The 21,811-nt window shown below is 64.6% G+C and carries 19 protein-coding genes; 16 read left to right on the plus strand and 3 right to left on the minus strand.

What is annotated here, in order from left to right:
* The first annotated feature begins 339 nt into the window (after positions 1 to 339).
* Genes EB230_RS14395 through EB230_RS14410 form a run of 4 tightly spaced genes read left to right on the plus strand, consistent with a single transcriptional unit; the run spans position 340 to position 5,295 of the window.
* Positions 340 to 1,509, plus strand: a complete 1,170-nt coding sequence (locus EB230_RS14395) for a glycosyltransferase family 4 protein (RefSeq protein ID WP_081294904.1) — start codon at positions 340 to 342, stop codon at positions 1,507 to 1,509.
* Positions 1,506 to 2,807 carry a hypothetical protein gene (locus EB230_RS14400; RefSeq protein WP_065005284.1) on the plus strand — a complete coding sequence of 434 codons (1,302 nt, stop codon included), beginning with the start codon at positions 1,506 to 1,508 and terminating at the stop codon, positions 2,805 to 2,807. The genes EB230_RS14395 and EB230_RS14400 overlap by 4 nt, the downstream gene beginning before the upstream one ends.
* A gap of 9 nt (positions 2,808 to 2,816) precedes the next feature.
* Positions 2,817 to 4,040 (plus strand): GNAT family N-acetyltransferase, encoded by a 1,224-nt coding sequence (locus tag EB230_RS14405; protein ID WP_172372849.1) that lies wholly within the window; start codon positions 2,817 to 2,819, stop codon positions 4,038 to 4,040.
* 31 nt (positions 4,041 to 4,071) lie between these two features.
* A complete protein-coding gene (locus EB230_RS14410; RefSeq protein ID WP_246738959.1) occupies positions 4,072 to 5,295 on the plus strand; it encodes a GNAT family N-acetyltransferase in 1,224 nt (407 codons plus the stop codon).
* Positions 5,296 to 5,358: 63 nt separating this feature from the next.
* Here the strand turns inward: EB230_RS14410 and EB230_RS14415 are convergent, their stop codons facing one another.
* Complete coding sequence (locus EB230_RS14415) at positions 5,359 to 5,673, minus strand: EthD family reductase (RefSeq protein ID WP_172372850.1); 315 nt, start codon at positions 5,671 to 5,673, stop codon at positions 5,359 to 5,361.
* A 198-nt stretch (positions 5,674 to 5,871) separates the two neighbouring features.
* On the opposite strand from EB230_RS14415, the gene EB230_RS14420 reads away from it, so the two are divergent.
* The 10 genes from EB230_RS14420 to EB230_RS14465 all read left to right on the plus strand — a co-directional run bounded on the left by EB230_RS14420 (position 5,872) and on the right by EB230_RS14465 (position 18,047).
* Positions 5,872 to 6,096 (plus strand): hypothetical protein, encoded by a 225-nt coding sequence (locus EB230_RS14420; RefSeq protein WP_065005287.1) that lies wholly within the window; start codon positions 5,872 to 5,874, stop codon positions 6,094 to 6,096.
* 70 nt (positions 6,097 to 6,166) lie between these two features.
* Entirely contained in the window at positions 6,167 to 8,668 is a 2,502-nt protein-coding gene (gene ligD / locus EB230_RS14425; protein ID WP_172372851.1) for a DNA ligase D, read from the plus strand.
* 323 nt (positions 8,669 to 8,991) lie between these two features.
* Positions 8,992 to 9,897 carry a Ku protein gene (locus EB230_RS14430; protein ID WP_172372852.1) on the plus strand — a complete coding sequence of 302 codons (906 nt, stop codon included), beginning with the start codon at positions 8,992 to 8,994 and terminating at the stop codon, positions 9,895 to 9,897.
* A complete protein-coding gene (locus EB230_RS14435; RefSeq protein WP_172372853.1) occupies positions 9,894 to 11,012 on the plus strand; it encodes a tetratricopeptide repeat protein in 1,119 nt (372 codons plus the stop codon). Before EB230_RS14430 ends, EB230_RS14435 begins: the two co-directional genes overlap by 4 nt.
* A 216-nt stretch (positions 11,013 to 11,228) precedes the next feature.
* Positions 11,229 to 11,867: an alpha/beta fold hydrolase gene (locus EB230_RS14440; RefSeq protein ID WP_065005290.1), complete on the plus strand. Its 639-nt coding sequence runs from the start codon at positions 11,229 to 11,231 to the stop codon at positions 11,865 to 11,867.
* Positions 11,868 to 12,259: 392 nt separating this feature from the next.
* The gene (gene xth, locus EB230_RS14445; protein ID WP_056571137.1) at positions 12,260 to 13,030 is read left to right on the plus strand and encodes an exodeoxyribonuclease III; all 771 of its coding nucleotides are present in this window, start codon (positions 12,260 to 12,262) and stop codon (positions 13,028 to 13,030) included.
* Between the two features lie 741 nt (positions 13,031 to 13,771).
* On the plus strand, positions 13,772 to 15,391 hold the full coding sequence (locus EB230_RS32965; protein ID WP_172372854.1) for a WD40 repeat domain-containing protein: 1,620 nt from the start codon (positions 13,772 to 13,774) through the stop codon (positions 15,389 to 15,391).
* Between the two features lie 114 nt (positions 15,392 to 15,505).
* Positions 15,506 to 15,964 (plus strand): mobile mystery protein A, encoded by a 459-nt coding sequence (locus tag EB230_RS14455; protein ID WP_172375078.1) that lies wholly within the window; start codon positions 15,506 to 15,508, stop codon positions 15,962 to 15,964.
* On the plus strand, positions 15,961 to 16,563 hold the full coding sequence (locus EB230_RS14460; protein ID WP_056571144.1) for a mobile mystery protein B: 603 nt from the start codon (positions 15,961 to 15,963) through the stop codon (positions 16,561 to 16,563). The genes EB230_RS14455 and EB230_RS14460 overlap by 4 nt, the downstream gene beginning before the upstream one ends.
* 266 nt (positions 16,564 to 16,829) lie before the next feature.
* Positions 16,830 to 18,047 carry an amidohydrolase family protein gene (locus EB230_RS14465; RefSeq protein ID WP_172372855.1) on the plus strand — a complete coding sequence of 406 codons (1,218 nt, stop codon included), beginning with the start codon at positions 16,830 to 16,832 and terminating at the stop codon, positions 18,045 to 18,047.
* Positions 18,048 to 18,090: 43 nt separating this feature from the next.
* Here the strand turns inward: EB230_RS14465 and EB230_RS14470 are convergent, their stop codons facing one another.
* Positions 18,091 to 18,297: a hypothetical protein gene (locus EB230_RS14470; protein WP_056571148.1), complete on the minus strand. Its 207-nt coding sequence runs from the start codon at positions 18,295 to 18,297 to the stop codon at positions 18,091 to 18,093.
* A gap of 943 nt (positions 18,298 to 19,240) precedes the next feature.
* Here EB230_RS14470 and EB230_RS14475 point away from each other — a divergent pair.
* Positions 19,241 to 19,540 carry a DUF1236 domain-containing protein gene (locus EB230_RS14475; protein WP_056572083.1) on the plus strand — a complete coding sequence of 100 codons (300 nt, stop codon included), beginning with the start codon at positions 19,241 to 19,243 and terminating at the stop codon, positions 19,538 to 19,540.
* Positions 19,541 to 19,640: 100 nt separating this feature from the next.
* On the opposite strand, the gene yghU is transcribed toward EB230_RS14475, so the two are convergent.
* Positions 19,641 to 20,507: a glutathione-dependent disulfide-bond oxidoreductase gene (gene yghU / locus EB230_RS14480; RefSeq protein WP_056571150.1), complete on the minus strand. Its 867-nt coding sequence runs from the start codon at positions 20,505 to 20,507 to the stop codon at positions 19,641 to 19,643.
* A 383-nt stretch (positions 20,508 to 20,890) separates the two neighbouring features.
* Here yghU and EB230_RS14485 point away from each other — a divergent pair, with 383 nt between their 5' ends.
* Positions 20,891 to 21,796: a S1C family serine protease gene (locus tag EB230_RS14485; RefSeq protein WP_056572084.1), complete on the plus strand. Its 906-nt coding sequence runs from the start codon at positions 20,891 to 20,893 to the stop codon at positions 21,794 to 21,796.
* Positions 21,797 to 21,811 lie beyond the last annotated feature (15 nt).

Genomic DNA, 21,811 nt, shown 5'->3' on the forward strand with positions numbered 1-21,811 from the left:
ATGCCAGACCGGGTTCCGGCCATCATCGCACCGGGGTTGTAAAATATTTCTTCCAACCGCCGGAGTTGTTTCACTATCGGTCAACTTTCCGCACGTATGTGTATCGAAACGAGGCAATGCCGGGGCCGGCCGGCCCGCAGATGGGTACATTAGCCCGGTATGATCCTTGCTGATGGACTTCTGCGCGCCGGAATCGGCGGAGGGCGTGCAGCATTGGTGTGGTGATCCCGTTCATGACCACACTCGCAACCAGTGAAGTCCAAAGGGGTGTTTCCGGTCGCCGGTACCGTCAGGCGGCGGGATCGTCACACCACCCCTGACAGAAAGATGCATGTGAAGATGCGGATTGCCTGCATCCACCAGGGCTACGAACTCTACGGCTCCGACCGCAGCTTCGCGGAGAGCGTGGCGGCGCTGCGCGCCGCGTTTCCGTCCGCCGACATCGAAGTGGTCCTGCCGCGCGGCGGGCCGATCCTGCGGATCCTGGAACCTCATGCCAGCCGGATCGTCTTCGAACCGCTCTGGGTGCTGAGGCGTCAGGCGATGCTGCGGCTGGCGACCATCGAGATGGCGCGGCTGCCGGTCGCGCTGTGGCGGGCATGGCGGCGCCTGCGCGATTGCGACCTGGTCTACGTCAACACCTCGATCGTCGCCGACTATGCGCTGGCCTCGCGCCTGCTGCCGACGAAGGCCCTGCTGCACATCCACGAGATTCCCGAAGGCGTGCTGCGCCGGATCCTGGTCGGGTTGATGCACTGGAGCCGTGCCGATCTCATCTTCAACTCGCGCGCCACGCGCGCCGCGTTCGGCGATCCCAAATCCGCGCGCTCATACGTCGTCTACAACGGCGTTGCCGGCCCGGCGGCGGCCGAGGCGATGACCTATGACGGCAAGCGCCCGCTGCGGGTGCTGCTGCTTGGCCGCATCAACCGGATCAAGGGCCAGGAAGTGCTTCTGGAGGCGATCGCCTCGATGCCGGCGGAGCTGAAGTCGAGGATCGAGGTGCGGCTGGTCGGCGGCGCTTTCGAAAGCGTCGAGCGCGAGCGCGCCTTGGCCGAACTGGTCGGGACCATGGGGCTGGCCGATCAGGTCAGCACCTTGCCTTTCATCTCCGACCCTTCCGAGCATTACCGCTGGGCCGATATCGTCACCGTGCCGTCGCGGCGCCCGGAATCGCTCGGCCGCGTCGCCATCGAGGCGATGGCCTATGGCCGGCCGCCTCTGGTGTCGGCGATCGGCGGACTGGTCGAGGTGGTCAGCGACGGCGAGACCGGCTGGCATGTTCCGCCTGACAATGCCCCCGCGCTTGCCGCGAAATTGCAGGAGATCGTCCTTGCCCCTGAAGCCTGGCGCGGGTTCGTCGCCGCCGGGCGCAAGCGCTACGAGACGATGTTCAGCGAGCCGGTCGCGGCCGCGGCGATCGCCGCGATCGCCGCCGACAAGCTGAAGACGGCCATGGCAAGGCCGGGCAAGGCGGCAACCACCCGCCAGGCGGAGACGCAGCCGTGAAGTTCCCCGTCCATCTGGTGCGGCGCCTCGTGCTGATGATCGGCGGCGAGGCAATGCAGAGCGGCTTCCACTTCGCCCTCAACCTCGCGCTGCTGCACATGCTGTCGGCGCAAGGCTACGGCCTTTTCGCCCTCGCCATGGTGATGGGCGGCGTCGGCCTGTCCTACATCAGGTCGCTCACCGCCGTCCCCGCCTCGATATGGATGAGCAAGAGCAGCAACAGGGCCGGCGTCGATGCCCATGACGTGGCCTTCGGAACGGCGGCGCTGGTGGTGGCGCTGCTGATGGCCGCCGGCACGGCTATCCTGATGCATCTCCTGGGCGACCCAAGCGGCATTGCCGCCGGCTGCTTCGTCGGCGCCTGGTCGCTGCGCAGCCATATGCGCACGGCATTCTTCACGCGTCGCCAGCAGGTGGTCGTCTCCATCAGCGACGCCGCCTTCACGATCGCCGGCACCGTGCTCACCGGGCTGGCGATCTGGTTCGCCACGGACGTGCTGCAGACCGTGTTCTACGCCCTTGCGGCGGCAAATCTATTTGGCATCTTCGTCCTGGTCCGGCTGGCTGGCCGCAGGGTTCGCGTCAGTTTCCGCATGCCAACGCGCCGGCGCTACACCAGGCTCTGGCGCCAGCTGTGCTGGTCGGCCTTCAGCGCGACCACCACCAACATCCAGGGTCAAAGCCTGGCGCTGCTGGTCGCGGGCATTGCCGGACCGGCCGCCTACGCGCCGCTGGCGGCGGTCCTCGTGCTGTTCGCTCCGCTGCGCATCATCAGCCTTGCCTTCGTGAACATGACGCAGCCGGAACTCGCGAAGCTGATGCAGGCCAACGAAACGCGCCGCGTCTGGGCGCAGGCGAAGATCTGGTCGCTCGTCATGGGGCTCGGCGGCCTGGCCTATGGATGCGCCATCATGTTCGTCCTGCCGATGATAAAATCCCAGGCTCTGCAGGATGCCTCGGTCGGGTTCATCGGGCTTTTCGTGATCGCGAATTTCGTGCCGATCATGCTCTACATCATGCCCCGCATCGTGCTCGAGATCTTCGGCGATTTCCGGATCGTCGCGTTCATCACGATGGGCGGCGCGATCGTCGGGCTGGCGCTGATCGCGATCCTGCTGGCCGTCGCGTCCCCGCCATGGGCGCTGCTGGGCTCGGCGGTCTCCGAGACCTTCGTGCTCGTGGCATCATGGTATTTCGCGCATCACCGCATGTGGAACATCGAGCATCCGGACCAGCAGCGGTATAGCCGACTGGGCTCCTGGCGACGGGCGGTCACATTCGCCGCGGCAAAGCGATAGGAGAAGGATGTGGCAGAACAGGCAGTGCACATTGCCGCGGTGGCCGACTTGCCCGACGGGCAGGCTTCTCATCCCGCCATCGTCGCGGCGAACGACGCCTACACGGCGCGGTTGCACACCAGCCTCGAAGCGGTCAGGCCGCTCTGGCTGCGCTTCCAGACGGATGGCGTCTGCACCGCCCACCAGCATTTCGCGTGGGTGGAGGGGATCGTGGCGCGGCTGATGCCGGCAGGCGCGGAGCCGCTCATCGTCGAAGTGAACAACGCGGTGACGGGCGCGCCCTTGATGTTGGTGCCGCTGATGCTGCGGCCAGCCTTCCACCATCGGGTGATCGAATGGCTGAGCTGTGGCGTCTGCGACTATTCGGCACCGCTGCTGGCCGATGCGAGCGCGTGGACGGCGCAATCCGCGCAGGCCGCGTGGGCGGCGGTGCGTTCCGTGCTGCCGGCGGCAGACCGCGTCAACATCCTGGGAATTCCGCGGCGGATCGGCGGCGTCGCCAACCCGCTGGCGCTGCTTCCGGCAACGCGCGATTCCCTCCAGACCACCTTCGGCCTGGCCATCGACGGCGAGCCGGAAACCGTCCTCAAGCGCCTGTGCAGGCCATCCTTCGTCAAGGAATTCGGCAAGGACTGGCGCCGGCTCGAACGGCTCGGCGGCGTGGAGCTTGTCGAGGCCGGCACGCAGGCCGAGGTCGAGCAGCTCTTCGGCGAACTGATCCGCATGCGGCTCAGCCGCTTTCGCGAGCTTGGCCGGTTCGACTTGCTGACGCAGGAGGCGGTTGTCGATTTCTACCGCAACGCCGCCCTGCAGGGTCTGCCGGACGGATCGGTGCGGCTCTTCGGGCTGCGCGTCGGCGATGCCCTGATAGCCGTCCAATATGCGGTGGTCCATCAAGGGACTGTTCATGCTCTGCTGATAGCTATGGACCAGAGCGTGGTGCCCAATGTCTCGCCGGGCCTCCTGATCATGGGCCGGCTGATAGGCTGGGCGCGCGAGCGGCGGTTCGATTATTTCGACCTGTCGGTCGGCGACCAGAGCTACAAGGAACGCATGGGCGCCAAGGCTTCGGTGCTGGCCGAACTACGCCATGGGTTGACGGTGCGGGGCCGTGTCGCGAGCGCCGCCATCGAACTGCGCAACCGGACCGAGGCCTTCGTGCGTTCCAACCCCCGGCTGCGCAGCGCGGCCCAAGGGATGATGCGGGGTTTGCGGCGTCTTCGCGGAGGATGACGAGGGCGGGCCTGAACGACGGGAGAAGGACGTGGCAGGCCAGGCAATGCGAATAGAAGCGGTAGCGGATGCAGCGGGCCAACCGGCTTCCCCCGATGTCGTCGGTCTGGGCGCCATCGCGCACTATACGGCGTGTCTGCACACCAGCTTCGACAGCGTAAGGCCGCTGTGGCAGCGCCTTGAGGCGACCGGCCTCTGCACCGGCCATCAGGGCCTCGCCTGGGTGGAAGGGATCGCCAAACGGCTGATGCCCGCAAACGCCGAGCTGCTGGTGGTCGAGGTCAGCGACGCCGTCACGGGCGCGCCGGTCATGTTGCTGCCACTGATGCGGCGCCGGGCGCTTGGACACCATGTCATCGAATGGCTGAGCTGCGGCGTGTGCGATTACTCAGCGCCGCTGCTGGCCGATGCGAGACCCTGGACCAGACAAGGTGCCGATGCGGCATGGGCAGCGGTCCGTGCCGTGCTGCCACCGGCGGACCGCATCCACATCGCGGGCATTCCGCGACAGATCCATGGCGTCGCCAATCCGCTGGCGCTGCTTTCGGCGACGCGCGACTCCATCCAGATCGCCTCGGGCCTGGCCATGCATGGCGAGCCGGCGACGCTGATCAAGCGCATCTGCAAACCGTCCTTCGCCAAGAATTTCCACAAGCACTGCCGCCGCTTCGAACAGATGGGCAGGCTCGACCTGGCCGAGGCCGAGACACCGGATATGGTGGAAAAGCAGTTCGCGACGCTGCTGGAACTCAGGCTCAATCGCTTCCGCGAGCTCGGGCGTTTCGACCTGCTGACGCAGGCACCGGTCGTCGAGTTCTATCGCAACGCCGCCCTGCAAGGCCTGTCCGACGGCTCGGTGCGGCTGTTCGGGCTGCGTGTCGGGCAAACCTATCTCGCCGTCATCTACGTGCTGGTCATGAAGGGCACCTTGCATGCGCTCCTGCTCGGGATCGACCACGACGCGGTGCCCAACGCCTCGCCGGGCCTGACGACAATCGGCAAGCTGATGATGTGGGGGGTGACGCAAGGGCTCGGCCATTTCGACCTGTCGGTCGGCAGCCAGGGCTACAAGCAGCATATCGGCGCTTCAAGCTCGGTACTGGCGGAGTTGTGCGAGCCGATCACGCTGCGGGGCAGCGGGGCGACCGCCTATATCAAGCTGCGCAACAGGATCGAGCTTTTCGTGCGCTCCAAGCCGGAACTGTACAAGGCCGTGCAGGGTGTGATGCGCCGGTTGCGGCGATTGAAGACTTGACGAACGGCTCCCGAAGCGGCTTCGGGAGCAGGAATTGATGGCCGTGCGCGATGAGGTGATGGTTCAGAGCGGCTCGGTGTCGAAGAGCAGCATCGTCACCAGATCGTCATCGCTGGCGAATTTTCGCCGGTCCTCCGCGCAGGCCCGGCCGATCTCGCTGGCAAAGGCCGTGCGAATGGCCTCCGGACTGTCGAAATAGAGGATGGCGACCCTGTAGGGCGTCTCGCCCGGAAGGACATTGATGATCGGCGAGCGGCTGATCTCGTAGCGCCGCAGTCCGGGCAATTGCTTGGCCAGCGGCACGTGAATGTCGTGATAATGGCGCTCGAAGGCGACGGGATCGGCGGGGGTTTTGTAGATGACGAGCATCTTGGCCATGGTGGTGCTCCCTGTTTGAGGTGATCGCGCCGCGTCGGCGCCGCACCAATGTCGTTCGCCGGGAGCGGATTTCGACAGGCATGCCGGATTTTCGCAGGACCGGCGGCATGTCTCCGCGCCCGAAATTGACAGGACTGCTTGTCTCCGTCATCCTTGAGCCCAGTCGCCCGATGTGTGAAGGCGACCGAGGGCAGCGTCATGTTCAGTCCCGTAACCAGCCAGAATGCCAAGCGCGCCGCGGTGCGCAAGGCACTCGACGCCCACAAGGTCTATATCACCGCACAGAGCTTTTCGGACGGTGCCTACAAGGCACGGGTGCTGGTCGACGGCGAGGCCTACTGGGTGGATGAGTTCCGGCTGAGCCAACTGCAGCAGGGCCTATCGCCGGCCGAGCTCGAACTGACGCCGGCCACCGACGATTGAGAGCGTGATTTCCATCGGTTCCGGAACGCGGCGGTTGCTCCCGCTCGCCAAACGCCTTGGGCGCTGACCCATGCCGGCTCCCGCCAAACTCAAGACCTATCGCGGCAAGCGCGAATTCTCCAGGACGCCAGAGCCGGCGGGCGGGCTCATTACCGGCGGCGGCAACCGCTTCGTCGTCCACAAGCACCACGCCACGGCGGACCACTATGACCTGCGCCTGCAGGTCGGCGATGTGCTGAAGAGTTGGGCGGTGCCACGCGGGCCTTCGCTCAACCCGGCCGACAAGAGGCTGGCGGTGGAGACCGAGGACCATCCGCTCGAATATATCGATTTCGAGGGCGTCATCCCCGAGGGCGAGTATGGCGGCGGGCCGATGATCGTTTGGGACGCCGGCACATGGGCGCCGATGGACGATGTGGAGAAGAGCCTGAGGACCGGCGCCTTCAAGTTCCGGTTGGCCGGCGACAAGCTCAATGGCGGCTGGATGCTGACGCGCCTGAAGCCCAAGCCCGGCGAGGACGCGGAGAAGAAAAACTGGCTGCTGTTCAAGGAGCGCGACCTTGCCGCCGACACGGCGCTGAACATCCTCGAAGCGCGGCCGGAAAGTGTGAAATCGGGATTGCGCATCGAGGAGCTGGCGGCGGCGGCGAAGCCGGCCGCGAAGTCCGCGCCCAAGCCGGGTTCCCTGAAACCAAGCACGCTGCCTGGCGCCGTCAAGGCACCGGCGCTCAGCCGCATCGAGCCGCAGCTGGCGACGCAGGTGCCAAAGCCGCCGGGCGGCGAAAGCGTTGCCGAGAACACGAACGAGCCCTGGCTGCACGAGATCAAGTTCGACGGTTACCGCACCATGGCGCATGTTTCCGACGGGCAGGTGCGGTTGATCACCCGTGGCGGCATAGACTGGACAAGACGCTATGGCGACCTGCCGCACGCCTTCGCCAAATTGCCGTGCCGCGAGGCGATCATCGATGGCGAGATCGTCGTGCTGGATGGCCGGGGCATCAGCCGCTTCGCGCTGCTGCAGGACGCGCTGGCCGAAGGCGCCGGCAGCAAGCTGCATTTCTATGCCTTCGATCTCCTGCATCTCGACGGCTGGGACCTGACGAAGGTGCCGCTCATCCGGCGCAAGGCGCTGTTGGGCGAGTTGCTCGCCGGTCTCGGCGCCAATTCCGCCATCCAGTTCTCCGACCATGTCGAAGGCTCGGGGCAGGGGCTTTACGACCAGGCGACGGAGCTCGGGCTGGAAGGCGTCGTGTCCAAGCGCGCCAATGCCATCTACCAGAGCGGCCGCACCAAGAGCTGGACCAAATGCAAGGCGCTGCAGAAGGACGATTTCGTCATCGCGGGCTACACGACCTCGCAAGCGGCGGAAGGGCTGGCCGCACTTGGCATGGCCGAGTGGGAGGACGGCGAACTGCACTATCGCGGCAAGGTCGGCACCGGCTTCGACCGCGATACGGCGGAGGATTTGCTGGCCCGGCTGGAGCCGCTGACGTCAGGCGCGTCCGCGCCCGAAGGCGTGCCGCGCGAAATCATGCGCGAGATGCATTGGGTGAAGCCGCTGTTTTCGGCGCGCATCCACTATGCCAACCGCACGGCGGACAATTCGTTGCGCCATGGCGTGTTTCGCGGCCTCAGGGATGTCGGCCTGTCGACGCCGGTCTCGGCCAAGCGCAAGCGGCTGATATCCGAGGCGGACCTCGCCACCATCTGGGTGACCAATCCGGAGCGGCGGCTGTTCGGCAAGACCGGGCCGACCAAGCTCGACATCGCCGTCTATTACGCGCTGGTGGGCGATTTCATGCTGCCGCATATCCTCGGCCGGCCGGTGTCGCTGGTGCGCTGCCCGACCGGCCTGCCCAAGGATTGCTTCTTCCAGCGCCACGCCTTCACCGGCATGCCGCCCTCGGTGGTGACGTTCCAGTCGACCAATTCCGAAGGCGAAACCAAATCCTATCTCTCGGTCGAAGGCGCCAAGGGCTATCTGGCGCTGGCGCAGTTCGGCGTCGTGGAGTTCCACACCTGGGGCACGCACCGCGCCAGTCTCGACAAGCCCGACCAGATCGTCTTCGACCTCGACCCGGGCGAGGGGATTTCGTGGCGCGAGGTGGTGGAGGCGGCCGTCCACATCAAGGGCGAGCTCGAGGGGCTGGGGCTGGTGCCTTTCGCCAAGACGTCCGGCGGCAGCGGCATCCACATCACCGTGCCGGTTACGCCAAGGCAGAACTGGAAGAAACTGCACCAGGCGACCAGCGCGATCGCCACGCATCTGACGGCAACCGCGCCCGACACCTTCACCACCACCATGGGCAAGGAAAACCGCAAGAAGCGCATCTTCATCGACTACCACCGCAACGCGCGCGGCCACACCTCCGCCGCGCCCTATTCGCTGCGCGCCCGCACCAATCTGCCGGCCTCGACGCCGGTGAGCTGGAGCGACCTGGAAGCGATCGATGCTCCGCAGGATCTGAACTATTCGTCGCTGCCGGGCTTGCTGGAGACGTCGGGCGATCCGTGGGCTGAGATCGACGAGTTTGCGCGGGATTTGCCGACACTGCGTTCGTCATCCTAGGGTCTGCGCCGCGTCGCTTCGCTCCTTGCTTCGCCCTAGGATGACGAAGCCTCGAGGCGTTCGGCCAATCACCAGCGCCTAAACCGCCATCGACGCTTCCGACAATTTGAATTATTCTCTCCCCACGACCTGAAAAGACGCAGCGGAAGATTTCGTCAGGGATTTGCCGGTATTGTGCGGGGTCGGTGTAGGATTTCCACGGCGCCAATCGTCTTTCGGACGAAAGCGCTGCGGAGAGCATGATCCCAAAAAGCGGGAACCGGTTTTTGGACAAGATCATGCTCAGTCGAAAATGTCAGTGCATGGCCGCGTAGGAGTGTATCATGGCGCCCAGGGCAAGTTGGAAAGGTTACCTCAAGCTCAGCCTCGTCAGCTGTCCGGTGCGGTTATACCCCGCGACCAGCGCGAGCGAACGCATCTCGTTCAACCAGCTGCACAAGAAGACCCACAACCGCATCAACATGAAGCCCGTCGATCCCGAACTCGGGTTGGTCGAGCGCTCGGATCTGGTCAAGGGTTACGAGTACGAAGACAAGCAGTACATCATCATCGATGATGCCGACCTCGACGCGGTGCGCATCGAATCCAATCACACGATGAACATCGAGGCCTTCGTCGACGAGGGCGAGGTCGACGTCATCTACCAGGACGCGCCCTACTACCTGGCGCCGGATGGGGCGATGGCGGAGGAGACGTTCGCCGTGCTGCGCGAGGCGATGCGCAAATCCGGCAAGCTGGCGATCGCGCGGCTGGTGCTGTCCAGCCGCGAACGGGTGGTGACGATCGGCGCACGCGAGAACGGCATGTTGGTGTGCACCTTGAGAAACCCGAACGAAGTGCGTGGCACGGCTGAATATTTCGGCAACATTCCGGCCGGCAAACCGGACCCGGAAATGCTTGAACTCGCCGAAGCGCTGATCAAGCAGAAGGAAACCACCTTCGATCCGAAGAATTACGAGGACCGCTATGAGATCGCGCTGATGGCGATGATCCGCGAGAAGCTCAAGGGCCACAAGCCGATCATCGCGGCGGCGCCCGAGCGCGGCAATGTCATCAACCTGATGGATGCGCTGAAGGCCAGCCTGTCGCAGTCGAAGCCGCCGGCCAAGTCGAAGAGCAAGGCCGACGAGGCGGCGAAGCCTGCCGCCAAGAAGGCGGCAGCGGGCGGGCTTCCTGAAAATCCGCTGAAGGCCAGTCTGCTGAAGGCGGTCGGCAAGAGCAAGAAATGACGGCACCGGCCGTCGCGGGCGGCGTCTTCGGCACGATCGGCGCGCTGGCGGCGTTTCCGCTCAGGCTCGCCGCCCGTGAGGTCGAGCGCCGGCATGGCCAGCTCAGGCGCGGCATCACCCGGCGCACCACGCATGTCGTGTTCGGCCGTACGCTTCTCGCCAAGGCTGGCCTCACGAAAAACGGCGATGCCGGGATCGAGCGCCGCGTCGCCGCCGAACGTGCGGCAGGGCGCATCCTGATCAGCGAGAACGGCTTCTTGCGCCTGCTCGGCTTGATGATGGCGCCGGAAGCATCGTCGCTGTCCCGGCAGTCGCTGATCGACCAGTCTCGGCTGTCCGGCGCCGACCTCGATCTGCTGTCGCTCTTCGATGCGTTCGAGCACGATGCGGAGCCCTATTCCTTCCGCGACCTGATCCTGGCGCGCAAATATGCCGGGCTGGTGGCCAGCGGCGCGACTTGGGGAGCGATCGCGCGCTCCGTGCACCGCTCCGGCCCGGTGGCTTCGCTCACCGCCAAGTCGCTCGCTGTCGGCTCGCAGCATGGCCGCGCCGACGGGATCTATCTCGAGGGCGGCCAGAGCGAACTCGACGGGCAGTTGCTGTTTGACCTAGGCAGCGCGCCGCAAGGCGACGACACGCTGGAAGACCTGTTCGCCGAGGCAGAAGCGGTGGAGGAGGGGGGCGACCATGAAGGTGCCGCCGCGCTCTACCAGCGTTGCCTCGCCATCGACCCGAATGACGCCATCGCCGCCTTCAACCGCGCCAACTGCCTGCGCGCCGCCGGCCAAGCGGCCGATGCCGCGCATGATTATGCCAGGGCGATAAAACTCGACCCCGCTTTCGTCGAAGCCTGGTTCAACCTCGCCGGACTGATGAGCGAGCAAGGCCGCGACGCCTCGGCGCGACGGCACCTGCAGAAGGCGATCGCTCTCGACAAGGCCTATGCCGACCCGGTGTTCAACCTGGCACGGCTGGAATTCGACGCCGGCAATCTGCCTGAGGCGCGGCGGCTGTGGGTGCGGTACCTGGAACTCGACTCGGAGTCCGAATGGGCGGGGGTGGCGGCCAAGGGCGTGCAGTTCGTGGATATGCAGTTGGCGCGGACGGCGGGTTGAGGGCCTTTCCTTCTCCCCTTGTGGGAGAAGGTGGATCGGCGCGCCAGCGCCGAGACGGATGAGGGGGGCTGGAAGGAATGAGAGGTTGACGAGCTTGTTGTTTGCAGAGGCGTTGATGACCGTGTGCGCCAAGCTGGAACACCCCTCATCCAACCGAGCTTCGCTCGGTCACCTTCTCCCAAAAGGGGAGCAGGGGTCGTCAACGCCGGAGTTTCCATGACCAGCTTCCTCTTCGACGGCTTCGACACCGCCCCCGCCACCATCCTGCTCGCCCACGGCGCCGGCGCATCGATGGATTCGCCCTCCATGACCGCCACCGCCAAGGCCCTGGCCGCCGCGGGCTTCCAGGTGGCGCGCTTCGAATTCCACTATATGGCGGCGCGCCGCTACGGCCAGCGCAAGCCGCCGCCGCGCGCCGAGACGGTGAACCCGGAATACGTCAAGGCGATCGCCGACTTGCGCGCCAGGGGCGTGACCGGGAAGCTGATCATCGGCGGCAAGTCGATGGGCGGGCGCGTCGCTTCCATGGTCGCGGACGAGATGTTCGCCAAGGGCGAGATTTCGGGGCTGGTCTGCCTCGGCTATCCCTTCCATCCGCCTGGTAAACCTGATCAGTTGCGCACGAAGCATCTGATAGGCCTGAAGACGCCGACGCTGATCTTCCAGGGCACGCGCGACGAGTTCGGCACGCGCGACGAGGTGGCCGGTTATGGGCTGTCCGATGCGATCGAGGTGGTGTGGCTGGAAGATGGCGACCATGATCTCAAGCCGCGCAAGAGCATTTCCGGATTTTCGGCGGCGGATCATCTGAAGACGCTGGCGGAGACGGTGAGGGCGTGGGCGGGCAGGCTTTAGGGCGCGTACGCCTCGCACCCTTTTCGACAGTCGGCGCCGCCCCTCATCTGGCTGCCGCCATCTTCTCCCCGTAAACGGGGCGAAGGGCGCTCTCGTCGCCGGTTTTCGCCAATCGCCAACGTTTCAGAAATGGCGTGGCGATGCGGCCAGCCTCTTTCTCCCCGTTTACGGGGAAAAATGCCCGGCAGGGCAATGAGGGGCAGCGCCACCATCTGCAATTGGCGGAGGCCTAGGGCATTTCACCGTTTCACGGAAACGGCGAACTGCTCTAACTCATTGTTTTAACGCAACTCCGGACGGAAAGCCGTTTCACACTTTTCCTGGAATTGCTCTAGGAACCCGTTTCGTCAGCCCCTTGCGACCGTCTTCCGTTTCCTGCTTTCATGCACTGAATGAAAATCGCCACCTTCAACATCAACAACATCAACAGCCGGCTGGAAAACCTTCTGGCGTGGCTGGCGGCCGCAAAACCCGATGTCGTCTGCCTGCAGGAACTCAAGGCGCGCGATATGCAGTTTCCGCGCACCGCGCTCGCCGATGCCGGCTACGGCGCGGTGTGGAAGGGGGAGCCGACCTGGAATGGCGTCGCTATCCTCGCGCGCGGCGCGGAACCGGTGCTGACCCGCGACGCCTTGCCCGGCGACGATACCGACAAACAGAGCCGCTACATCGAGGCAGCGGTGAACGGCATCGTCATCGCCTGCCTCTACGCGCCGAACGGCAATCCGCAGCCGGGGCCGAAATTCCAGTACAAGCTCGCCTGGCACAAGCGCCTGGAAGCGCATGCCGAACAGCTTCTCGACACCGGCCTGCCTGTCGTGCTGGCCGGCGACTACAACATCGTGCCCGAGCCGCGCGACATCTACACCACGCGCTCCTATGACGACAACGCGCTCGTGCAACCGGAGAGCCGGGCAGCGTTCGCTGCCCTCATCGAGCAGGGCTGGGTCGACGCGCTGCGAAAAGTCTATCCGAAGGAGACGCTCTATACTTTCTGGGATTACCGCCGTAACCGCTGGCAGCGCGATGCGGGTTTGCGGCTCGACCACATCCTTTTGTCAAAAACGCTCGCCCGCCGGCTGAAGGGCGCAGGCATCGACCGCGACGTGCGCGGACAGGACGGCGCCAGCGACCATGCGCCTGTCTGGGTGGAGCTGAAGTGAGCGGCCGCGCGACAATCGTCACACGAACAAGCAATGCCAACGCGTAGACCGCTTCAGCGGCCTATCCGTGCTCGCCGTCAATCCAGCCCCAGCGGCGTTGGTCGATCAGGTTCCGAGGCTCAATCTATTAGGACCGGCGGAGCCGAGGCGGTAGCCGTGACCGATTTCAGATTGCCCCTTTTGACCAGGACGGGCCGTTCATAGGTTTTCTTCATGTTTCAAGCTCTCGACAATGGCGATGGCGTAAAATCATTTAAAGCGTCATATCAACACCGTTGACAGCCAGGCCATGCCGGAAAATCCGGCGAAGGCGCGATATTCTTATTGCGGCGAGGGTGTCGAGGGCACCGCAGCGACGATGGATTTCAGATTGCCCTTCTTGACCAATACGGGCCGTTCATAAATCTTCTTCATAACGCAAGCTCTCCACTATATCCCACGAGGACAGTGACACAACGCCGCCTGGTGTCAATATTTCGCCGGGGATAGTCCAACGCGTATCAGTGATGACTGTGGCAAATTAACACCGGTTCTTTTTGTGGCGATTGATCAAGAACACATTTTTGCGCCGCGACGCAGGCGGTCGTGATCAGCTTCGAACTGATCTCTTGATCGAGGTCACTAGCCGATCTTCTTCGGGATTTCAGACGCATCCATCCGTCGCATGCGGGCACCGATGCGTTTTGCGATAGACGGTTGACGCTGGTAGTCTGGCCCGAGAGCCAGGCGAGGGGAAGCGCGATGAACAGATTGGCTGACAGGTTGGCTGCGCTTGTCCTTGCCGCGCTTGCGATCGCCTGCCTGGCGCCGGTCTCTCCGCTGCTCGGCGCTGTTGCCTCGCATGGCTTTTCCGGGCCGGGCGCGGATTTGCCCCGGTTGGCGGCTTTCTCCGTGGCGGCACTTGCCTGCCTGCTCGGCGCGGTGCTGTTCTGGGCCGGTCTGTTGCCGGGGCGGCCGGCGCATCTGGGCGGGACACCGCTGTTCGGCCGCGCGGCCGAGGTGCGGGAGACCGGCAGGCCCGGCCTGCGCAAGATCTTTTTCGCCTTGCCGTTGATCGTGCTGGCGGCGCTGGCCGCCGACCGGTTCGGCCCGTGGCATGATGGCGGCGGCGAGGTTGCCAGCCAGCCGAGCGAACCGCCAAATGAACCGAAGACGGCTGAACCCAAGCCCAGTGAGCCCAAGCCAGATCAACCCAAACTTGCCGAGCCCAAACCCGGCGAACCAAAAGGCCAGGACGTGGCCGCCGCGCCACCGGCAGCGGAGCCGGCACCCGCGCCTGCACCGCAACCAGCTCCGCCGCCGGTAGCCGCCAACCCGCCGCCGGCACCGGTGCCGCCAGCGCCGCCCGTGGCCGTACCGCCACCCGCTCCCGTCGCGCCGGCGCCGCCGGAGGTCGCGGTCATTCCGCCGCCCACAGTGGCGCCGTTGCCGCCACCGCCGCCGGCGGTCCCAACGCAGCCCGACGGCCATCGCGACGCGGTCGTGTGGCTGGCGGTGGCGCCCGACGGCCAATCGATCATGAGCGCCAGCACCGACCATCTGATCAAGCTGTGGGACATTGGCGGCAAGCACCTGATCCGCAACCTCGGCGTCCACAAGGACATGGCGCGCACGGCGCTCTACATGCCCGACGGCGTCAGCGCGCTGACGGGGGGCGACGACGGCGAGATCGTGCTGCGCAAACTCGCCGATGGCGCCGTGCTGCATGTCTTCCAGGCCGGCCAGAATGGCGGCGTCAACAAGCTGGCGATCAGCCCGGACGGCAAGCGCGCCGTCAGCGGACACGATACCGGAAACGTCATCGTCTGGGATCTCGTCGACGATTCGGTGTTGCATGTGCTGACCGGACACGACTGGTCGATCAGCGCGGTGGCCGTCTCGCCCGACGGCAAGCAGGCGCTCAGCGGCAGCATCGACGGCACGCTGAAACTCTGGGACGTCGAAAGCGGCAAGCAGCTGCGCAGCTGGCATGGCCACGAGCAAGGCACCTATGGCGCCGTGTTCACCGCCGACGGGCACCATCTGATCACCGGCAGCGGCGACCTGACGATCAAGGTCTGGGATCTCGACAGCGGCCGCGAGGTGAAGCGCTTCGAGGGCCATGAGGGCACGGTCTACACGCTGGCGCTGTCGGCGGACGGCAAGCGCTTGCTGTCGGGTTCGCTCGACGGCACGGCGCGGCTGTGGGACATGGAAACCGGCAACCAGATCGCGATGTTCGACAGCCAGACCGGCCCGATCTACGCGGTGGCTTTCGCCCCCGACGGCACGGTGCTGACCGGCGGCTACGACCGCACCATCAGGGATTGGCCAGCGGCCGGCGGCGACGGCGTGGTGCTGTTTGCCGGTGCGCCGCAGTGAATGCCGAAAAGCGTCAGCCTCGTTGATATGTCAACACATAAATTGACATTATCGTATTCTTTGTATATGTATATATTTACAGATTGTCCTTTTCTGACAATATATGAGTTTACAATGAGCGTTAAGCAGGCCGTTCGCCGACAATACCAGGCCGTTGTGGATCTCACCCAAGGCGGCAACATCCAGGTCCCTTCGGAGGGCTGGATAAGGACGGTGCGAAAGGCGCTCGGCATGTCCGGTGCCCAACTGGCGAGGCGGATGGGCGTAACCCGCGCCCGTATTGCCCAGGTGGAACAAGCCGAACTGGAAGGCGGCGTCACCCTGAAGTCGATGCAGGCCACGGCCGAGGCGATGGGGTGCCGCTTCGTCTATGCTTTCGTGCCGCCCGAGACCATCGAGAACCTCATCATCGCGCAGGCGCGGAAGAAGGCGCAGGCGATTGTCGCGACGGCGGGCAAACATATGGCGCTGGAAGACCAGACCGTGACCGACGGCCGGACTCGGCAAGAAATGACCCGGCTGATGAACGAGCTGATCCATGAAATGCCGTCCGATTTCTGGCAGGACAAATGATTGCACCGGACTATCCCGACGGCGCGACGCCACTTGATCTCAACGAGCTCGCCGGACTGAAGCACAGGCACATCACCACTCAGGCCGAGCTTGATGAACTGGAGCAGGCCAACATCACCTCCGGCCTGCTGTGGCTTTCCAGGACACGGAGGAAGGACGTGCTCACTCCCGGTTTTGCCGTCGAGCTTCATCGGCGGCTGTTCGGCGACGTGTGGACCTGGGCTGGAACATTCAGGACGACGGGCAAGAACATCGGCGTCGATCCGGTGCAGATCGGGGTGCAGTTGCGTGCGGCGCTGGATGATGCGCTGTACTGGGTGGATCGTGACACCTACGCGCCGCTGGAAGCAGCCATTCGGCTTCACCACCGGATGGTGTTCATTCATCCGTTTGCAAACGGCAATGGGCGCCATGCCCGCATCCTGGCTGATGCCATGCTTGAGAAGCTGTACGGCGTCGGGCCGGTCGACTGGACCGCCGGGGCCGATCTTCTGAAAATGAACGAAAGGCGGGCGGCTTACATCTCGGCATTGAAGGCAGCCGACCGGCACGACATCGGTCCATTGCTGGCTTTTGCCAGGCTGACGGGAAAGCCTTGATGTGACCAAGGGTCTGCCGTGGCCGACGCGGGCGGGGGGGCGCATTGTTGGGGTGTGCTTGGGCGCCCGCGTCAACCAGGGCGGCTCGTACCACCGCGACAGCATCATTGCATATCGCGGGCCCGCCGAAACTTCCGCGAAAGCGGAATAGGCAGGAGCTAGGATCTGATAGCCGGTTCGCCGGGGCTGTTGCGTGAAACAGTTTCTCGACTCTGCCGCATTGACCCGCGGCGGGCGGGCGGCGAGGACTGGCGCTTTCAACAGGAATGGCACCGGTGAGCGAACAGACGATCTTCCGCAACGCGAAACTGGCCGATGGGTCGCTGGCGGATCTCTGCGTTACCGACGGCCGCTTCAACGCCATCGCGCCCGCCGGCAACGCGCCGCTGGCCGGTCCTGCAGCCATCATGGTGGACCTTGGCGGCCAGCTTGTCGTGCCGGCCTTCGTCGAGGGACATATCCATCTCGACACATCGTTCCATGGCGACGCCTGGCGGCCGCATATTCCTTGCACCAACGGTTTCGACGTGCGCGAGCGCGTTGCCTTCCAAGCGCAAAACCTTGCCGCCGCCGCGCCGATGGCCGAGCGCGCCAAGAACCAGCTCGAACTGTGTATCGGACATGGCAGCCTGGCCATGCGCAGCCATGTCATGGTCGATGGCTCGGTCGGGCTCAGCCATGTCGAGACCGTCCTTGCCGTGCGCGAGACATACCGCGACCTCATCGACATCCAGCTCGTCGCCTTCCCGCAAAGCGGCATTCTGTCCTCGCCCGGCACGGCGGAGCTTCTGGACGAGGCGCTGAAGCTCGGCTGCGACCTCATCGGCGGGCTCGACCCCGCCAGTTTCGACCGCGATGTGAAGGGTCATCTCGATGCGGTGTTCGGGCTGGCGCAAAAGCATGGCGCCGGCGTCGATATCCATCTGCATGATGGCGGCACGCTCGGTCTGTTCCAGGTCGAGGAGATCGCGGCGCGGACCAAGGCGCTCGGCATGGCAGGCCATGTCACGGTCAGCCATGCCTATGGCCTTGGCGATATTCCGGCCGACGCGCTGGCGAAGGCCGGCGAGATGCTGGCCGCCGCCGGCGTGGCGATCATGACCAACGCGCCCGGCAACCATGCCTTTCCGCCGGTGGCGGCCCTGCGGCAGGCGGGGGTCACCGTGTTCGGCGGCTCCGACAACATCCGCGATTCCTGGTGGCCCTATGGCGATGGCGACATGCTTTCGCGCGCCAACATGATCGGCTACCGCTCCGGCTTCTACGAGGACCGCGAACTGGCCGACGCCTTCGATGTGGTGACCCATGCCGGCGCCAAGGCGCTCAGGCTGGCGGATTACGGCATCATGGTTGGCGCCAAGGCCGATTTTGTCGCCATGCGGGCGCTGCATGTGCCCGAGGCGGTGGTGGCCGTGCCGAAGGACCGCACGGTCTATCGTCGCGGCAAGGTGGTGGCCGGGGACGGGACGATACTAGCGCGCTGAGGCGGCGTTCCAAGGCGCTGGAACGCTCCGGAGCGCGGATCGGTCAATTAGCCGCTTCGCGATCAGCTTGCTGAAACGATCGCGCCGGCACCGAAGACAGGGCGTGTGAGTCCGAGGACGCATCGCCGAAATAGAGCGCGCCGCCAAGGACGAGGAACACAATCCCCACCACCACCAGCCCGACCATCAACACGGCGATGGCCGTACCGGGGCCGTGGCCTGTCCTGGTGATGATGGACCGATGTGACATCACTCTTCCTCCGAAATGATCAGGTCTGGGCCTTAGGTCTGGGACCTTGCGGCAAACGACGGCGGGGGCGGGATGTTCCCGATGAAGAGTGTCACCGGCCCTTTGCGTTTCCTTGCAGGACCAAGGTCTTAGGTGGCTGCAGCAAAGGTCCGGGAGGCCCTGTTCAGTTCCGGCAATGTCCATTGGACGTTCCGTTATTTTAGCTAAAAGAGATATATTCAGGCGGCCACTCAGGCGGCCATGTTGCCGCCAGATATGCCCGTCCGGCGTGGCCGTGGCCTGGTGTTTCGGCTGCCTGGAAGGCCTACCAGCCCATCCATTCGCGCGTGCGCCAGGCAAGGCCGGCAAAGGGCGCCATCAACGCGATAACGACAAACATCAGCGTGAAGGGATGCTTGGTCACGGGAGGGCGGGGAGCCATGGCGCCATATCCTTGCTGGGATTTCATCGAATGCGTGCACAACGTCGCCGGGGCGTCCTGGTTGCATCGAGGGCAAGGCCATGCCGCCGTGGCTGGAACCGGATGCCGGCGCAGGCGTTTTCCAGATGTGACCGGTGAGGCTGCCACCTCCGCCGGCATCGTCTGAGGCTCGCTCTGCTCCCGGCAGGGCGGGCCTTTTTCGTCGCATCGCGCAACCGCATGCGGAACGACATCGCACGCTTCACGTTAGCTATCGCTAAGGCAATCGCGGAATCGTGCTTACGGAAGAAGCGCTATACGCATCTTTCCGGACCAAGTGTACCTTTGATTGATTTCATTAAATTTGAGAATTAATTTCCAGTTATTGCGTCATAATCCGAGCGATACCGCTCATGCGTAAAATCAACCAAGATTGTCTTTGTTGGGCGTGCCGCATTTATTCCACAAAGCGCGATGGAACCTCATGGTGCCGGCCGAGTTTTCCTTCCGGGTGGCAATTGGACATATACAATGGAGGTTACCATGAAACATTATCTTTCGAGTGCGGCAGCCGCGATCGTCCTGATGGGCGGCATGGGTGTGGCCATGGCGGACACAATCGTCGTCCAACCCGAGCAGGAGACGGTGGTTCGCGAATACGTCAAGAAGCAGCCGCTGGCGTCGGTGAATCTGCTCGGCGTCGAGCTCAAGCTCGGCTCCGCGGTGCCGGACAAGGTCGAGTTGCGCGAGGTGCCGAATGTCAAGTACCGCGTCGCCGTGATCAACGACCAGACTGTCCTGGTCGATCCCGATACGCGTCAGATCGTCGAAGTGCTGCACTGATCCATGGCTCGGCCATAGTGGGTGCGACACCAGTCCAGCCTTGGGAAAAGCCCGCCACGGTTCGTGGCGGGCTTTCTTGTGAAGTGGCCCTTGCCGCCGTCTATTCGGCGGCCAGCTTATCCTGCGTCTTGGTGTCGAAGTCGCCGGCGTCGTGGCGCTCGTGCAGCTGCAGGGCCGGCTCGCCGAAGGCGCGGTTGACCATGCGGCCGCGCTTGACCGCGGGGCGGGCATCGATCGCCTTCGCCCAGCGCTGCACATGGCTGTAGTCCTGCACCGACAGGAACTCGCCGGAATCATTGTACATGCGGCCAAGCGCCAGCCCGCCATACCAGGGCCACACCGCCATGTCGGCGATAGAGTAATCCTTGCCGCCGAGATATTCGGTCTCGGCCAGCCGGCGGTCGAGCACGTCCATCTGCCGCTTCACCTCCATCGAGAAACGGTCGATGGCATATTCGAATTTCTGCGGCGCATAGGCGTAGAAGTGGCCGAAGCCGCCGCCAAGATACGGCGCCGAGCCCATCTGCCAGAACAGCCAGGACAAGACTTCGGCGCGCGCCGGCTGCTCTGTGGGCAGGAATTCGCCGAACTTTTCGGCGAGATAGACCAGGATCGATCCGGATTCGAAGATGCGCACCGGCGTGGCGCCGCTGCGGTCCATCAGAGCCGGGATCTTGGAGTTGGGGTTGACCTCGACAAAGCCGCTGCCGAACTGGTCGCCATCGTTGATCCTGATGAGCCAGGCATCGTATTCGGCGCCCTTGTGGCCAAGCGCCAGCAGCTCCTCCAGCATGACGGTCACCTTGACGCCGTTCGGCGTCGCCAGCGAGTACAGCTGCAGCGGGTGCTTGCCGACGGGCAATTCCTTGTCATGCGTCGGCCCGGCGATCGGCCGGTTGATGCTGGCAAAGGCGCCGCCATTTGCCTTGTTCCAGGTCCATACTTTCGGCGGGGTGTACTCTGTCATGTCGGCCTCGAATGGTGGGGGAGGGAAGAAAGGATTGCGCAGATCCATCTACAGCTAGGGCTGCAGGGCGGGAAGTTCAACTTGCGTTGAACTATTGTCAATGTCAGCGCTGCCCCTCATTGTCCCACCGGACATTTCTCCCCGTACAGTGACGGGGAAAAGACGCTCTCATTGGCTCTTTCGCCAATCACCAATGTCGCAAGAAGAGCGCCGAGGCCAGCGCGGCTTTCCCTTCTCCCCGTCACTATACGGGGAGAAGGTGCCGGCAGGCGGATGAGGGGCGGCGCCGACTTCTACAATTGAACCCTCTACCCTTGCGCGATCTCCCCCAGCGCATACCTATAGACGAAGCCGCCAAGGCATTTGCATCGCAGGACAAAATCATGGCCATCAATCCCAATCCGCGCTCCGTCGTTGCCGTGCGCGCCACCGTTCCGGACGATGCCTTCACGGCCGGCGCGCTGGGCACGCTCAGGGAGGGCAGCGGCGTCGTCATCAGGGATGACGGGCTGGTGCTGACCATCGGCTATCTCATCACCGAGGCCGAGGAGGTCTGGCTGACCGCGCATGACGGCCGTGTCATCCCGGCGCACGCGCTGGCCTATGACCAGGAATCGGGCTTCGGCCTGGTCCAGGCGCTGGCGCCGACCGGCCTGCCGGCCGTGCCGCTGGGCGATGCCGGCAAGGCCAGGATCGGCGACGCGGTGGTGCTTGCCGACGGCATCGGCCGGGCGGTCGAGGCCAAGATCGTCACCAAGCAGGAATTCGCCGGCTATTGGGAGTATCTGCTGGACGAGGCGATCTTCATCGCGCCCGCGCATCCGTCCTGGGGCGGCGCGCCGCTGTTCGGCGCCGATGGCGCACTGCTCGGCATCGGCTCGCTGCGCCTGCAGATGAGCCGCGCCGGCGAGGTCGCCGATATCAACATGGTGGTGCCGATCGATCTGTTGCCGCCGATCCTCGACGATCTGCTGACGCGCGGACAGGTGGCCAGGCCGCCGCGTCCATGGCTTGGCGCCCTGTCGGCCGAAAGCGACGGCAAGGTGGTGGTGATGAGCGTGACCGAGGGCGGCCCGGCGGCAAAAGCCGGCCTGCGCCAGGGCGACGTCATCTCCGAGGTCCGCGACGGCGCCGTCGATGGGCTCGCCGATTTCTATCGCAAGCTATGGGACAGCGGCTCGGCCGGTGCCGAAATCCCGATGCGCGTGGTGCGCGACGGCCGCGAGACCTGGCTGCGCGTCAAATCCGCGGACCGGGGCAGTTTTTTGAAGAAGCCGCAGTTGCAGTAGGCGCGTCGGCCGGGC

It is taken from the genome of Mesorhizobium sp. NZP2234 (genome assembly GCF_013170765.1).
Classification (GTDB): domain Bacteria; phylum Pseudomonadota; class Alphaproteobacteria; order Rhizobiales; family Rhizobiaceae; genus Mesorhizobium; species Mesorhizobium loti_D.